A 16,432-nucleotide genomic window follows, 5' to 3' on the forward strand; every position below is an offset into this window, starting at 1 on the left:
AAGGTGTTGAATTGATTACGTATCATCGCAAGAACATGAGACCATTAGAACTCTCATTAGAGGATGAGCTTATGCTGAAACAACGCAATAAAATAGAGACGATCTTTAGCTTATTGAAGCAACAATATAACCTAATAGGCAGTCGCCATCGTTCTATTTCAGGTTATTTCGCAGGGATTTATGCATCACTCTGTGCTTATCAAATCTGTCATGAAAATAAGCCTCAATTTATAAAGATGTAAAATCAGGCTTATGCATGATTCGGGTTATAATTAACATTTTCACCAAAAATATTTTCAAATTCGCATAAACCATTATTAATCCAATTTATTTGACGCTCTAAACTGACTTGAGTAGGTAACTCTTCTTGAAAGTTATGAAAAAAATAGTCATCAACATTGTATTTATCTTCGATATCATCAAAGGATAAAAGATCTTCTTGTTTTTTTGTAATGTTTTAGCAAGATCAGCATAGTTCTCAATCCATTTTAGCCCGTTTTTAACGTAAACAGCCCCACCATTATCATCTTCTTCTAAAAATTTATATCCTAAAGAAATTGCTTTTGCATAGCGCTCTTCGTACATTTTTAATTATCCAAATAAAAAGCCCCACCTTACGGTAGGGCTTTTTCTAAACAATTTCAATCACTTTAGGTAAAAGTCTTAAGCAATTGCCTCAGTTGCTTCATTGGCTTCTAAAAAGTCTTGTGCAAAGCGTTGTAATACACCACCCGCTTCATATACAGACACTTCTTCTTCTGTATCTAAACGGCAAGTTACAGGTACTTCAACCACTTGATTTTTACCATCGGCAGTTGCACGTTCAATCACTAACGTTAAAGTCGAACGCGGTGCAATATTACCAATTACGCTGTATAGCTCAGTACCATCTAAACCTAAAGTTTTACGATCTGTACCTGCTTTAAACTCAAGTGGTAATACACCCATACCCACCAAGTTAGTCCGGTGAATACGCTCAAAACCTTCAGCAACAATCGCTTCAACACCTGCTAAACGTACGCCTTTGGCTGCCCAATCACGGCTTGAACCTTGACCGTAATCTTTACCTGCAATCACAATTAAAGGCTGCTTACGGTTCATGTAGGTTTCAATCGCTTCCCACATACGCATGACTTCGCCTTCTGGCTCGACACGCGCTTTAGAACCTTGCTTGATCGTACCATCGGCACGAACCACCATTTCGTTATATAGCTTCGGGTTGGCCAATGTTGCACGCTGTGCAGTTAAATGGTCACCACGGTGGGTTGCGTATGAGTTAAAGTCTTCTTCAGGCAAGCCCATTTTAGCTAAGTACTCACCTGCTGCAGAATCTAACACAATCGCATTGGATGGTGATAAATGATCCGTGGTGATGTTATCGCCTAAAATCGCCAATGGACGCATATTGGCTAAGGTGCGCGGTGCAGCCAGTGCACCTTCCCAATATGGCGGACGACGGATATAGGTACTTTGCGGACGCCAGTTATACAATGGACTTGGCGCTTTTTCCGCTTTGCCTAAATCAAACATTGGGATATAGACTTTCTTAAACTGCTCAGGCTTAACTGCTTGTTTAACCAAAGCGTCAATTTCAGCATCCGATGGCCAAATGTCTTTGAGGTAAATTGGGTTACCGTTTTTATCGTTACCAAGTGAATCCGTTTCGATATCAAAACGCATGGTACCAGCAATTGCATACGCTACAACTAGCGGCGGAGATGCCAAGAAGGCTTGTTTAGCGTATGGATGGATACGACCGTCAAAGTTACGGTTACCTGATAACACCGCAGTCGCATATAAATCGCGGTCAATAATTTCTTGTTGAATCACTGGATCTAATGCACCTGACATACCATTACAGGTGGTACATGCATAAGCGACAATACCAAAGCCTAATTTTTCTAAATCTTCAAGTACACCCGCTTCTTCTAAATACAGCGCTGCTGCTTTAGAACCCGGTGCAAAAGATGATTTTACCCAAGGCTTACGCGTTAAGCCCAGTTCATTGGCTTTACGTGCTAATAAACCTGCCGCTACGGTATTACGTGGGTTAGAAGTATTGGTACATGAGGTAATCGCGGCAATAATAATTGCTCCATCTGGCATTAAGCCTTCAGCTTCATGCGCGCGCGCTGCGTCTAAATTACCTGCAATGCCTTTGGCTTTTAAATCGCTAGTTGAAACACGTGCATGTGGGTTTGATGGGCCTGCAATGTTACGTGTTACTTGCGATAAATCAAAACGCAGTACGCGTGGGTACTGTGCCTGTGTCATATCGGCTGCCCAAAGACCAATTTCTTTGGCATAGGTTTCAACCAATTGAACTTGTTCAGCTTCACGACCGGTTAAGGTTAAATAATCAATGGTGTTTTGGTCGATGTAGAACATCGCAGCCGTGGCACCATATTCAGGCGTCATATTAGAAATCGTGGCGCGGTCACCCACAGACATGCTGTCAGCACCTTCACCAAAGAATTCTAAATAGGCACCTACAACACGTTCTTTACGTAAAAATTCAGTTAAGGCTAATACAATATCGGTTGCAGTAATGCCCGCTTGACGTTGACCAACCAGTTCAACGCCAATAATATCCGGCACACGCATCCAAGAAGCACGGCCAAGCATTACGTTTTCAGCTTCAAGTCCGCCCACGCCAATTGAAATCACGCCAAGCGCATCGGTGTGTGGGGTGTGTGAATCTGTACCCACACAAGTGTCTGGATAAGCCACGCCATCACGGTTTTGCACCACTGGAGACATTTTCTCCAAGTTAATTTGGTGCATGATGCCGTTACCCGCAGGAATCACATCGACGTTTTCAAAAGCGGTTTTGGTCCACTCAATAAAATGGAAACGGTCTTCGTTACGACGATCTTCCACTGCACGGTTTTTTTCAAACGCGTCAGGATCAAAACCACCATATTCCACCGCCAATGAGTGATCGACAATCAGCTGGGTCGGCACCACTGGGTTAACTTTAGCAGGATCACCACCTTTGTCGGCAATTGCGTCACGTAAACCGGCAAGATCGACCAGAGCAGTTTGACCTAAGATATCGTGGCAGACTACGCGTGCTGGATACCAAGGAAAGTCTAAATCTTGACGATTTTCAATCAGCTGGGTTAAAAAAGCAGTTAATTGTTCAGGTTCAGCGCGGCGCACCAATTGTTCTGCCAATACTTTAGAAGTATATGGCAGTTTGGCATAGCTTCCCGCTTGAATGTCTTCTACCGCTTGGCGTACATCATAATAGTCTAAGTTGGTATTCGCTAAGCGTTTACGGTACAGCTGATTCATTAAACGCGCTCCGCCAATGGTTTGAATTTTAAGTCTTCTGGGCCTGTGTAGTTCGCGCTTGGACGGATAATTTTACCGTCTTGACGTTGTTCGATCACATGCGCCGCCCAACCTGCAGTACGTGCAATCACGAATAACGGGGTGAACATCGCTGTTGGTACGCCCATTAAGTGGTAGCTTACTGCACTAAACCAATCGAGGTTCGGGAACATGTTTTTGACTTCTTTCATCACCGCTTCTAAACGTTCCGCGATGAGATACATCTTCTTGTTGTTTTGCGCTTCAGCTAAATCTAAAGCCACTTTCTTAATCACGTTGTTACGTGGGTCAGCAATGGTGTATACAGGGTGACCAAAACCAATCACAACTTCTTTATTCGCTACACGTTTACGAATATCCGCTTCAGCTTCATCAGCATCATTATAACGTTGCTGAATCACAAAGGCAACTTCGTTGGCACCGCCGTGTTTCGGACCACGTAAGGCACCAATCGCACCCGCAATAGTTGAATACATGTCTGAACCTGTACCCGCAATCACACGCGAAGTAAAGGTTGACGCATTAAATTCATGCTCTGCATATAAAATTAACGAGGTATGCATCGCTTCTACCCACTCTTTTGATGGTGGTTTGCCATGCAGTAAATGTAGGAAGTGACCGCCAATTGAATCTTCGTTGCTTTCAACCACAATACGACGACCGTTGTGGCTAAAGTGGTACCAATACAACAACATCGAACCAAAGCTTGCCATCAATTTATCGGCAATATCACGCGCGCCAGCATAGTTATGGTCTTCGTGCTCTGGTTGTAAACAACCTAGTACTGATACACCTGTACGCATTACGTCCATTGGATGTGCTGATGGTGGTAGTTGTTCTAAAGCAGTTTTTAAACCTGCGGGTAAACCACGTAAGGCTTTAAGTTTAGCTTTATATGCGCTTAATTCAGCTTGGTTTGGCAACTTGCCGTGTACCAATAGATAAGCGACCTCTTCAAATTCACATTGACCAGCTAAGTCCATAATGTCATAGCCACGATAATGGAGGTCATTACCACTACGGCCTACGGTACACAATGCTGTGTTACCTGCAACTTGACCACTTAATGCCACTGATTTTTTCGGTTTAATCGCTGTTACTGCACTTGTCATGTTAATTTTCCTTATTTTGGCTTTTGGGCTACTCAGTGCTTCATGCACTATTTAAGTTCTAATTCTTAGGCTGTAAAAATAGCAGTTTATTTGGCTTTTACAAACGATGCATCTAAATATTGTTCAAATGCGTGGTAATTAATACGTTCGTATAACTCTTGACGCGTTTGCATAGTGTCTACTACATTTTTTTGTGTACCTTCTTGACGCAACGTGTTGTAGACATTTTCAGCTGCTTTGTTCATAGCACGGAATGCTGATAATGGATATAGCGCAAGGCTGACATCAGCAGACGCCAATTCTTGTGTGGTAAATAATGGCGTCGAACCAAATTCAGTAATGTTGGCAAGAATAGGCGCTTTAGTCGCTTGAGCAAACTGACGATACATTTCTAGTTCAGTGATTGCTTCAGGGAATAGCATGTCTGCACCTGCTTCAATATAAGCACCTGCACGATCAATCGCAGCTTGTAAGCCTTCTACAGCTAAAGCATCAGTACGCGCCATAATCACAAAGCTAGCATCGGTACGGGCATCTACAGCCGCTTTAATACGATCAACCATTTCTTGTTGTGTCACAATGGCTTTATTTGGACGGTGACCACAGCGTTTTGCGCCCACTTGGTCTTCAATGTGCATCGCTGCAGCACCAAATTTAATTAACGATTTGGTGGTACGCGCAATATTAAAAGCAGATGCACCAAAACCTGTGTCAGCATCAACTAATAGCGGTAAATCACATACATCAGTAATACGGCGTACATCAGTTAACACGTCATCTAAATTACTAATACCAAGGTCGGGTAAACCCAACGAGCCTGCTGCTACGCCACCACCTGACAAGTAAATTGCTTTATAACCGGCACGTTTTGCCAACAAAGCATGATTGGCATTAATTGCGCCAACGACTTGAAGTGGATGTTCAGTTGCAACCGCTTCGCGGAATTTTTGACCTGCTGTAAGTTGTGACATGTGTCTCTCCTTGTTATAAAACGATATTGTTTTTAATGTTGATATAAGATGCGGCAATATGACGACGCATCAGTAATTCCGCCAATTCGCCATCGCCTTCAGCAATCGCATCTACAATTTGTAGATGTTCCGTCAGGGCTTTATGCGGACGATTTGGGGTATTGGAAAACTGAATGCGGTACATACGAATAAGGTGGTAAAGCTCATAACAGAGCATTTTTTCTAAGATTTTGTTGCCACAGCTTCGGATAATGCAGTAATGAAAATCATCATCGCCATGCTGTAAATAATAGCCTTTGCCTTGTTTAAAATTAGGATCTTCGCTATGCAAACGTAACACTGCACGCAAAGCTAAAATTTGTTCTTTGTCGATATTTTCTGCCGCTAAGCGACATGCTAAACCTTCTAAGTTTTCACGAATTTGATACAGCTCTGTCAGTTGCTGCGTGGACAATGCCACCACACGCGCCCCGACATGCGCCGTGCGTTCTACCAATTTTTGCCCTTCTAAACGATGAATGGCTTCACGCAATGGCCCACGACTAATTCCGTATATACGCGCCAACTCGGGTTCAGAAATTTTGCTTCCCGCTGGCAAGTCACCACAAATAATCGCATTTTGAATCTTTTCAAAAATTTGATCAGTAAGGGTGAGATTAGGATTTTTGTCTAAAAGCGCGTCCATGCAATTTCGCCTAGATTGTCAACAATATGGTGAATATATATCCAAAATACGGACAAAAGATGATTTTTTCAACAATGATTGTCAACAATTTATGTTTTTAAGACTAAAGCATAATAAAAATAGCCGCTTTTACTGTATAAATCAGGCCAACCTGAGTAGTGACCCATGGGTTCATTTTTTGCAGAATATGCTTGACTTAAGCTAACATCAAAATCAACTCCCATTTTGATGAGTGCATATGGATATTGATTTTCAGTTAATTAGTGCCGAACAAAAACAATTAGAACGCCAAGCCAAACGTGAAGCGCTCATGCATGCAGCGGTTAAAATGTTTAATCAAAAAGGCTTTCATGCTACATCTTTAGACGAAGTTGCACATAGCCTTAAGATCTCTAAACCGACCATTTATCATTATTTGGGCAATAAAGAACAGATCCTAATGACCTGTTTAGAAGCGGGTGTGGCACATTTATTACAAGCAGCCAAACAGGTTGAACAACAACACTATGATGGCGCGACCCGCATACGGCAATTTTTATATTTATATGGTTTAAGGATCTTAGATGATTTTGGTCGTTGTGTGATTTTAACGCCTGATGAGGTGTTATCTACACAAGCACAAAGCCAATTACATGCCCAAAAACGCCAAGTGCATCAGGCCTTTGTCAATATGCTACAGCAAGCTATGCAAGAAGGTGCGATTAGTCAACAACATCATCCGAAGTTATTAGCCGTGACCTTAACAGGAGCAATGAACAGTGCTGCCAATTGGTATCGGGTAGATGGTGAGCTGAGTGCCGAGGAGGTCGTCAACCAAATGGTGGAAATTTTAATGCAAGGTTTAAATATCCGTTAAACCTTGCTGTGTTCGGTTCAAGTACTTAAGCATAGGCTTCAATGATGGTCACATTGGCCATACCACCACCTTCGCACATGGTCTGTAAACCGTAGCGTTTACCCTCGCGCTGCAAACCATGCAATAAAGTGCTCATCAATTTTGTACCGCTAGCGCCAAGCGGATGACCTAAGGCAATCGCGCCACCATATTTATTGACTTTTTCAGGCTCAACATCTAAAGCTTTCAGCCATGCTAAAGGTACACTGGCAAAGGCTTCATTCACCTCAAATAAGTCAATATCTTGTAAAGCTAAACCCGATTTTTTTAACGCGGTTTTAGTCGCCGTAATTGGCTCTTCGAGCATGATCACAGGGTCGCCCGCAGTAATAGTCAGATTAATAATACGTGCTTTGGGAGTTAAGCCATAAGCTTTTAAAGCACGTTCACTGACAATCAGCACCGCACTTGCACCATCACAAATTTGGCTGGCATTGGCAGCACTAATCACCCCATCCTCTTGTAATGGCTTCACGTTGGCGACACTTTCTAAAGTGGCATTGAAACGCACGCCTTCATCTTGACGATGCCATGTGCCATCTGGCAATTGAATTGGAACAATTTCATGTTCAAATAATTGCTGTTCAATCGCTTGCTGGGCACGTTGATGACTTTTTAGCGCATATTGATCTAAATCATCGCGAGTTAATGCATATTTTTGCGCCAAGAGTTCAGCACCGTGAAATTGACTAAATGCATTGACCCCGAAACGTTTTTTAATGCGCTCACTTAAAGGATCAGCAGCAAGTCCTGCTTGAGCCGCCAATTGAATATTGCTAAACATTGGTACGCGGCTCATACTTTCAACCCCTGCGGCAATCACAATATCTTGTGTACCAGACATCACTGCTTGGGCAGCAAATTGCATGGCTTGCTGTGAGCTACCACATTGACGGTCGATGGTGACCCCTGGAATATGTTGCGGTAAATTTGAAGCTAAAATCACATTGCGGGCAAAAGAAAAGGCCTGTTCACCGCCTTGCGTGACACAGCCGACAATTACATCATCTACTATATTCGGATCAATTTGGCTACGTTCAAGCAGTGCGTTAATCACATCTGCGCCTAGATCAGCGGCATGGGTCTGACTTAATTTACCATTACGACGCCCACCCGCACTACGTAGTGCCTCTACAATATATGCACCTGTCATTATTATCCTTAGATTTGAATTTTTTGTTGTAGGCTATAAATAACATAATTTTTTAAGTTTCGCAGCGAAACAGCATAAAAAATGCAGAACTGGGCGGTCGCCAATTTACTTAATCAAGGCAACTATTCAACTGCAACTAAAGCCTGTGAACCTCAATACAAAATTTAAATATTCCTCTTGTACTGTTGCGTACTAAATTTTATGTATAGATCTTTAGCTCATATTTAAGCAGCTAAAATCTTTTTTAAAGTTCCAACTTAGCAATTTTATTTTTCAAGTTTCGCAGCGAAATTTAAAATGTTTCAAAGCCTCTATCTGCACAATGACATAAAGCAACTGATAGATTCCTATACAAACGCGATTTTTTTATTTAAGCTAAAATTGCAGCACAATAACAACAGCACAAAGTGCAGGATTAAGCACGTCATAACAATAAGGAAAAACCTCATGTCACAACTGACTCAATTAGTACAACATGCACGTCATTATCATATCAGTGATATTCCTCGACGCAGTGCTCAACGCCAACCTAATAAATTGGCATTGGTGGATGGCGATGTTGAGCTGACTTATCATGCCTTTTATCAAAAGGTCGAACAGCTCGCTGCTTACCTCACCAAAATTGGCTTACAAAAATCGGATCGTTTGTTGTTGCTGAGTCATAATTGTTGGCAATTTCCTGTCATTCATTTTGCCGCGGCACGTTTAGGTATTATTACTGTACCGGTTAATTTTATGCTCAACAGTAAGGAGTTAGCCTATATTTTAGAAAATAGCCAATGTAAAATTATTTTTGCCGAAGATCAACTGACAGCCACTGTTGATGCCGCAATGCAGCAATCTCAACACCAATTGCAGCATTTCTATCATATTAATTTAAATCAAGCACCCACCTTGCCCAAATGGCAAGATCTTGAGCTATGCTTTGAACATGAGCTCGCGCCTGTAGCAGCACAGGATCTCAATGCCTATGAGCCGATTCGTATGATGTATACCAGTGGGACAGAATCTTTGCCTAAAGGCGTGCTACTCAATAGTGAAGCCTTAATGTGGCAATATATGAGTGCTATTTTAGAAGGCGAGATGTCTCGTGATGATCGTGAAATTCATGCTTTCCCGCTATATCACTGCGCACAGTTTGATGCATTTTTAAATGTCGATCTATATTTAGGTGCGACCAGCTATATTTTACGTGGCTTTGATGCTAGTCGAGTTTTAGAACTGATTGCCAAAGCAAAGATTAATAAACTATTTTGCCCCCCGACTGCTTGGATTGCCCTCTTAAATGCCCCACTTTTTAACCATGCAGATTTAAGCTCCTTACAAAAAGCCTATTATGGTGCTTCTGCAATGCCAAAAAGCGTGATCAGCAGTTTATTAGGCAAACTACCGCATATTCGTTTTTGGCAATTTTATGGACAGACTGAAATGGCCCCTGTCGCCACCGTTCTGTATCCTGAAGATCATCAAGATTATTCAACTTCTGTGGGGCGTCCCGTGTTTCACGTGGAAACAGCGATTATGTCTGAGCAAGGAGAGATTTTGGCCGCTGGAAAAATCGGTGAAATTGTCCATAAAAGTCCACATCTTACTTTAGGTTATGCCGATCAACCACAAAAAACCGCAGCAGCATTTTTACATGGTTGGTTTCATAGCGGTGATTTGGGCTATTTCGATGAGTCTGGATATTTATATATTATCGATCGTATCAAAGATATCGTAAAAACTGGCGGTGAGAATGTCTCTACACGCGAAGTAGAAGAGATCATTTATCGTTTTGCAGGAATTCAAGAGGTGGCTGTGTTTGGTGTGGCTCATCCGCATTGGATTGAAGCAGTGACTGCGGTCATCGTAGTACACGATAGGGATTCGTTTGACTTAGACGCCTTATTAGCACACTGTGAACAGCATCTATCCAGCTATAAAATGCCAAAATCAATTCATATTGCCAAAGAGTTGCCTAAAAATGCCAGCGGTAAAATTTTAAAACGCCAACTAAGAGAGCAATATCAAGATCACTATAGTCAGGATCGTATTGCTTAAGCTTTCTTAGTGTACTAAGTTCAGCGCGATGCCGCTCCATTTCATCGCGCTTTACGCTATGATAACTGCCATCTACACGATGATGATAAGCCAATGAAAAAAACCATTGTACTGGGTCTTGCTATTTTTATCAGTTTCGCAGCGGGATGTGAAAAAAATGAGGCTGCACCAAACTCGACTGAATCCCAAGCCTTGGCAGATCATTTTCAGCAGGCCGATGACAAAATTACTGCCTTAATTGATCAAATTGAGAATCCTGATCTTGCACCCGAGCAGCGCCAACACGCTTTATGCCAAGATTTTCCTAAAGTGTATCAAAATGAATATATTCCTGCTTTATTAGCCCTTAATTCTAAGGATACCAGTCAAGCACAATTACTCGATGAGATGCGTTTTAGCTTAAACTATTATCAACAACAACTAGATATCAGCTGTACATAAACAAAGGCCTACTGATGTAGGCCTTTAAACTGAGTGACTTAGGCAGGGCGACTATTGGGTAATAATATCGTCATTAATCCTAATAAAGGTAAAAAGGCACACACTTTATACACCCAAATAATGCCATAGTGATCCGCTAATATGCCCAGTGCTGCTGCCGCGATGCCACCAATCCCAAACATAACACCAAACATTAAACCTGAGATTAAGCCTACACGCCCAGGCAGTGCTTCTTGAGCATACACCACCATCGCTGAAAAGGCAGAAGAAATAATTAGGCCAATCAGCATAGATAAAATGATAGTCGTACTTAGGTTCACATAAGGTAAAAATAATGCAAATGGGATAATACCTAAAAATGACACCCAAATGACTGCTTTACGCCCAATCTTATCGCCAATCGGTCCTCCCATAAATGTACCTAATGCCACAGCTGCTAAAAAAGCAAATAAATACACTTGTGACTGCGCCAAGCTTAATTCAAAACGTTGCATTAAATAAAAAGTGTAATAATTGCTCATACTGGCAATATAAGTGAACTTAACCAACATTAAAACAGCAATGACGACAAGTGCGCGATATAAAACAGCCCCTTGTAAGCCCTTTGTTTGCGCAATTTGACTTTTTTTAGCTTGTTTAGCTTCAGAAACCAACCAACGACTGACACGACTCAAAACAAAAACCGCCAATAAAGCAAAGCCCATAAACCACGCTGTCGCGCTTTGCCCATTTGGAACAATAATTAAAGCTGCTAGTAAAGGTCCTATTGCAGAGCCGCTATTGCCACCCACTTGAAATGCCGACTGTGCAGTCCCAAAGCGTCCACCAGAGGCCATGCGCGCTACTCTTGAGGCCTCAGGGTGAAAGGTAGAAGAACCGATACCAATCATCACTGCAGAGCCAAGTAACATATAGAAGTTACTGGCGATAGCTAAGCCACCAATGCCTAACAAAGTGATACTCATACCAATAGGCAATAAATAAGGCAACGGGTGTTTATCTGTATATAGCCCAACAAAAGGTTGCAATAACGAAGCTGTGATTTGATAGACCAGGGCAATTAAACCAATTTGAGCAAAACTTAATTGAAATTCAGTTTTTAGCATAGGATAAATGGCAGGTAATACCGCCTGTATCAAATCATTCAGTAAATGGGCAACCGCTACTGCTGCAACCATCGAAACCACCATCTTTTGTGGTTTTTGTGACATTGCAGATTGAGGTATAGTCATAGAATCTTCCGTGAGGCTAACAGAGAGGGGCTAAATCAATGTAGATAGGCATTATCATACGCTGAGAATCAACCAAAGAGTATGATGCGGATATATTTTTAAATGCAGCCTATAGATTTAAACTAGACAAAATAAAAAACACCTTTTAGAAGGTGTTTTTTAAGTTTCGCTGCGAAATTTTTTAAATTAAGCCAACTCTTGTAAAAACTGTTTAATTTTATCTAATTTATCTGCATCTAAATCTTGCACACTCATCCGAATAGATACTACAGTTTTGCCTTTAAGACTTTCTGAGCATTTTAAGGAGCCAAACTTTTTACCTGCCGCATTTAATAAACTTTCTTGTTGAGCTTTGATTGGCAATTTCGTCTCAGGGGGTAAATTAAGCTGCTCTAGCTCAGGCGCTGCATCTAGCTGTTGTAACTGCGGCTGCTGTTGCATAAATAGACTTTGCGCTTGCTGCTCAAATTGCTTAATAAATTGGGTATTACGTTTTTTAGTGTGCATGAACTCTATACTAAAATATTGCTGCCATGCTGCTTGCAATAAATCTAGAGCAGTTTTTTTACCAATTTGCTCAATGCTTTTGTTTAAGGCCGTTTTAAGCAAACTTGCGCCTGACCCACTGAGGGCATCAGGTGTATTTTTTAAATCTTCACGAATAAAATCTGGTAAATCAAATAAACTAATAAGACGATAATATTTATTCCGAGAAATATTAAATTTCTCAGTCATAAACTCGACATTATCAATCGGATAGCCAAAGCGTTCGCAATTATGAGATAAAGCCTGTGCAATTTCATAATCAGATAAATCAGCACGATTAATATTATCAACTAAAGCTGTTAAAGCAGCTTTTTCATCGCTGACATCTTTAATCAAACAATCAATATCTTTTAGCTTTAAAATATCACGAACTGCTTGTAAACGCCTCTCGCCTCCAATCAACTCATAACGACCATTTTTCGGTCGTACTACAATCGGGTTAATTTGCCCATGCTGACGAATATTATCGGCTAGCTCTTGTAATTCATTTTTGTCCAAAGCTTGTACCAAACGCGGTTGATAAGGCGAAGGGTCAATTAAATCAACGCTTAGACGTTTTAAAGCCACACCATATTGATTACCAGTTTGCGCGCGACGCTGTACGGGGGAGAGATACTCCTCACTTGGTAGTTGAGTGGACAAGAGCTGAGGTTGCTCAACCTGTGCTTTTTTTTCCTGCTTTTGTTTATTTAACAATTGATTAAATTTAGACATCCCTTTCACCTTAAGCCGCTTTTTGTTGCTGATATTGTTGTTCTAATAAATCAACAATACGGTCAATCGCCTCAACAGCAGCTGCTTTTGATGGTGCCAAATCATAAATTGACATCTTAGTAATCGCAGCTTGTTCAAAAACTGCAGATTGGGGAATCAAGATAATCTCAGGATGAATCACTCGCTGTTCTAATACCACTGTGGTAAATTCTTCTTCAAGCTGCTCTTTCATATTTTTGTCAGCCAATTGGTTTTTCTTAAAGAAGTTAAGTACTGGACATAAAATCTTTAGTTCAGGATTAATACGATCTAGACTATCCATAGCATCTAAGATTTTCTCAAATCCTTCAATAGAATATTGACCTTGTGCTGGTAAAATAAAATTATTTACTGCAACCAGCGCATTAAAAGTCAGCGTTTCAATTTCAGGTGGGCAATCTACTAAAATAAAATCATAGTCTGCTTCAATACGGCCTAAAATACGCGATAAAATTTCATTTGGAATAGGGCTATTGCGTTGTAAGTTACGTGCAGCATCTCCAATACGTTTTGAACTTGGTAATAAACTAATGTTGATAAAACGAGTTTGTTCATCTTTTAAGATCGCTAAACTCGGATCAAATTTTTTATAGTCATCAAAGAAATCTGCAACGGAATAAGAAAGCTCAACAGCAGGCACTACGCTAATATGATTGGTTGCATTACATTGGGCATCTAAATCCACGACAAGAACTTGATAGCCACGCGCAGCTAAAGCAACCGCAACGTTCACTGTAATTGTGGTTTTACCTACACCACCTTTGTTTTGAGCAATCGCAGTTTTCAATGCTTGATTTCCATTCATGGATAATACCTAAACTCTATATTTTTGTGCTGTAGTGAATCTAAGTATTTTTTAAAAAAAAAGCAATGAATTTAGAAGAATTAAACCGTGATTGATTATTTTTTCCAAATCGTTTCGGAGCGAAATTTAAAAATATTTTAAGCTGCTTAATTGTTTTGCTTCGTATTCAACAGACAATACTACGAGTTAAGAAGTTAAGAAGTTAAGAAGTTAAGAAGTTAAGAAGTTAAGAAGTTAAGAAGTTAAGAAGTTAAGAAGTTAAGAAGTTAAGAAGTTAAGAAGAATATATATGCTAACACTTATATATTTTCAAAGTTTTCAGTTTTCAGTTTTCAGTTTTCAGTTTTCAGTTTTCAGTTTTCAGTTTTCAGTTTTCAGTTTTCAGTTTTCAGTTTTCAGTTTTCAGTTTTCAGTTTTCAGTTTTCAGTTTTCAGTTTTCAGTTTTCAGTTTTCAGTTTTCAGTTTTCAGTTTTCAGTGAGTTTATTTTAATCTCTAATCAATTTACATATAAATTTTAATATTATTCAATTTTTGTCTTTAAATTTGAAACTGTGGATAACTCTAACTGAATGTTATTCTCTTGTAAAGAAATTTAAATTCAAACCAGGTTCGGTTGTGGATAAATTAAACGAAGTAATCTGAGATCTGTAGTAATTGAATTGCTGAGTAAACAATACTTTTTAAAAGTTATCCACAGATAAATCCTTTTTAAATTTATTTTAAATTTATTTTAATGTTTTTAAGATAGCCTGAAAAGCAAGCCCAGTAAGGCTTTCAGAAGACATAAAGATAGTTTTTCACTACTTTAAAGATAGTTTTTCACTACTTCAAAGATAGTTTTTCACTACTTCAAAGATAGTTTTTCACTACAAATGAATAGATAATATATTGACTATCTTTATAGGATTGGGCATGCTTAGCGCTAAGCGAATAAGCACCAAAAGAAATGACTGTGAAACCTAAAAAAATTGTTGTTAAGGATAACTCTTTAATCGATGCGAGTTTTAATTTAAGCCTTGTAGAACAGCGCTTAATGCTATTAGCAATTGTCGAAGCACGTGAATTTAATGAGCTGACATATAATACTCCAATTGAAGTGAGTGCCAAATCCTATATGGAGCAATTTGGTATTAATGAGAAAGAAAGTTATAGTGCGCTCAGGGATGCAGCTTTAACCTTAAAAAGACGTGAATTTAGTTATATTGATCGTTATAAAAGCTTCGATGCAGTCACCTGTGATAATTGGGTGAATAAAATTACTTATGTAAAAGATCAAGGGCTGGTAGTTCTGTATTTTACTGATATTGTTATTAAAATGATCAGTCGCCTAGAACAGCAATTTACCCGCTACTATCTTGATCAAGTGAGTAATTTTAAAAGTAAATATTCTATTCGCCTATATGAACTTATCATGAAATGGCGCATGCGTGGTATGACACAGCGTTATGAAATTGATGATTTACGTAGCAAATTAGGCATTGAACCTCAACAATATAAAACCATGAGTTTATTTAAAACCAATGTTCTTGAGCGTGCGCTAGAAGAAATTAACGACCAAACTGATTTGATTGTCAGTTATCAGCAATTTAAACAAGGTAAAGCGATTACTCATTTGCAATTTAAGCTAGAACCAAAAGATCCTAAAACTGTACAAATCATTGAGGGTGATGATTTGGGGGATTTTAATTATAGCCTCACTGAGCCACAAATTGATTTATTTAGTGCCAAGCTGAGCCAAGACCCTTTATTCGGTAGCCAACATGCCAATATGGGAGAGACAGGTAAGGAATTTCAAATTCGGATTAAAAGTATGCTCGGTGATCCAGATTGGGTTGAACAAAATTTAGAAGTGTTGATGGGGGTGGGTTTTATGCCTTAAGCCCTAGTAACTAAAAACTGCCCAATTTAATCACTTGGGCTTTTTTTTACTTTTTGTATCTTCAGTAGTGAAAAACTATCTTTATTAGAATTTGATTAAATAATAAGTGTTTAGCTCATGATACACTTAGGAGTAGTGAAAAACTATCTTTAAAGCCAATGATATATAAATCCTAGTGAAATGATCGTTATTGAAGTAGTGAAAAACTATCTTTATTAAAAATAAACTATAAAAATCATATATTAATAATGTTATGAATAGTTATTCATTCTTTCTATAGACTTTCAGTAGTGAAAAACTATCTTTATGTATGAAAAAAACATCATTTAAATGATTTAAGTAGTGAAAAACTATCTTTAAATAAAAATTTATATTTAAAAACAATAATTAAGGACAATAAATAAGCAAGATTTTCTTTTAAAGTAGTGAAAAACTATCTTTATTTAGAACTAAACAGCGTTTTTAAGAAGATCGAGTAGTGAAAAACTATCTTTATTATAAATAGATTGCTTATTTGTAGAGTTGATAAACTATATTGGTATATAAATTAATCAATAATGGGTCTGAGTAGTGAAAAACT

Annotated in this window: 14 protein-coding genes; 5 read left to right on the forward strand and 9 right to left on the reverse strand. The window is 39.3% G+C overall.

The genetic code is table 11. From position 1 onward, the window contains the following. The coding region (locus CYK47_RS09390; RefSeq protein WP_213072423.1) for a transposase at positions 1 to 242 on the forward strand (242 nt) is incomplete at its 5' end. Between the two features lie 97 nt (positions 243 to 339). Here CYK47_RS09390 and CYK47_RS09395 read toward each other — a convergent pair. The 5 genes from CYK47_RS09395 to CYK47_RS09415 form a co-directional block, all read right to left on the reverse strand. Then, complete coding sequence (locus tag CYK47_RS09395) at positions 340 to 585, reverse strand: hypothetical protein (RefSeq protein ID WP_122901114.1); 246 nt, start codon at positions 583 to 585, stop codon at positions 340 to 342. A 78-nt stretch (positions 586 to 663) separates the two neighbouring features. Continuing rightward, positions 664 to 3,297 (reverse strand): Fe/S-dependent 2-methylisocitrate dehydratase AcnD, encoded by a 2,634-nt coding sequence (gene acnD / locus CYK47_RS09400; protein WP_122901116.1) that lies wholly within the window; start codon positions 3,295 to 3,297, stop codon positions 664 to 666. Continuing rightward, on the reverse strand, positions 3,297 to 4,448 hold the full coding sequence (gene prpC / locus CYK47_RS09405) for a bifunctional 2-methylcitrate synthase/citrate synthase (RefSeq protein ID WP_122901117.1): 1,152 nt from the start codon (positions 4,446 to 4,448) through the stop codon (positions 3,297 to 3,299). The genes acnD and prpC overlap by 1 nt, the downstream gene beginning before the upstream one ends. 86 nt (positions 4,449 to 4,534) lie before the next feature. Continuing rightward, entirely contained in the window at positions 4,535 to 5,419 is an 885-nt protein-coding gene (prpB, locus tag CYK47_RS09410; RefSeq protein ID WP_122901119.1) for a methylisocitrate lyase, read from the reverse strand. 13 nt (positions 5,420 to 5,432) lie between these two features. Continuing rightward, positions 5,433 to 6,104 carry a GntR family transcriptional regulator gene (locus tag CYK47_RS09415; protein ID WP_122901121.1) on the reverse strand — a complete coding sequence of 224 codons (672 nt, stop codon included), beginning with the start codon at positions 6,102 to 6,104 and terminating at the stop codon, positions 5,433 to 5,435. A 238-nt stretch (positions 6,105 to 6,342) separates the two neighbouring features. On the opposite strand from CYK47_RS09415, the gene CYK47_RS09420 reads away from it, so the two are divergent. Then, complete coding sequence (locus CYK47_RS09420) at positions 6,343 to 6,960, forward strand: TetR/AcrR family transcriptional regulator (RefSeq protein ID WP_122901123.1); 618 nt, start codon at positions 6,343 to 6,345, stop codon at positions 6,958 to 6,960. A gap of 25 nt (positions 6,961 to 6,985) precedes the next feature. On the opposite strand, the gene CYK47_RS09425 is transcribed toward CYK47_RS09420, so the two are convergent. Further along, complete coding sequence (locus CYK47_RS09425; protein ID WP_122901125.1) at positions 6,986 to 8,152, reverse strand: acetyl-CoA C-acetyltransferase; 1,167 nt, start codon at positions 8,150 to 8,152, stop codon at positions 6,986 to 6,988. Positions 8,153 to 8,599: 447 nt separating this feature from the next. On the opposite strand from CYK47_RS09425, the gene CYK47_RS09430 reads away from it, so the two are divergent. Beyond that, positions 8,600 to 10,195: a fatty acyl-CoA synthetase gene (locus tag CYK47_RS09430; RefSeq protein ID WP_122901127.1), complete on the forward strand. Its 1,596-nt coding sequence runs from the start codon at positions 8,600 to 8,602 to the stop codon at positions 10,193 to 10,195. A gap of 93 nt (positions 10,196 to 10,288) precedes the next feature. Beyond that, positions 10,289 to 10,636, forward strand: a complete 348-nt coding sequence (locus CYK47_RS09435; RefSeq protein WP_122901129.1) for a hypothetical protein — start codon at positions 10,289 to 10,291, stop codon at positions 10,634 to 10,636. Between the two features lie 38 nt (positions 10,637 to 10,674). On the opposite strand, the gene CYK47_RS09440 is transcribed toward CYK47_RS09435, so the two are convergent. The 3 genes from CYK47_RS09440 to CYK47_RS09450 all read right to left on the reverse strand — a co-directional run bounded on the left by CYK47_RS09440 (position 10,675) and on the right by CYK47_RS09450 (position 13,972). Next, positions 10,675 to 11,868, reverse strand: a complete 1,194-nt coding sequence (locus CYK47_RS09440; protein WP_122901130.1) for an MFS transporter — start codon at positions 11,866 to 11,868, stop codon at positions 10,675 to 10,677. Between the two features lie 186 nt (positions 11,869 to 12,054). Further along, a complete protein-coding gene (locus CYK47_RS09445) occupies positions 12,055 to 13,128 on the reverse strand; it encodes a ParB/RepB/Spo0J family partition protein (protein WP_122901132.1) in 1,074 nt (357 codons plus the stop codon). A gap of 10 nt (positions 13,129 to 13,138) precedes the next feature. Then, positions 13,139 to 13,972, reverse strand: coding sequence for a ParA family protein (locus tag CYK47_RS09450; RefSeq protein WP_122901134.1), 834 nt, complete (start codon positions 13,970 to 13,972; stop codon positions 13,139 to 13,141). A gap of 947 nt (positions 13,973 to 14,919) precedes the next feature. Here CYK47_RS09450 and repM point away from each other — a divergent pair. Continuing rightward, a complete protein-coding gene (gene repM, locus CYK47_RS09460) occupies positions 14,920 to 15,852 on the forward strand; it encodes a replication initiation protein RepM (RefSeq protein ID WP_122901138.1) in 933 nt (310 codons plus the stop codon). Positions 15,853 to 16,432 lie beyond the last annotated feature (580 nt).

Source organism: Acinetobacter sp. B51(2017), from assembly GCF_003711395.1.
GTDB lineage: Bacteria > Pseudomonadota > Gammaproteobacteria > Pseudomonadales > Moraxellaceae > Acinetobacter.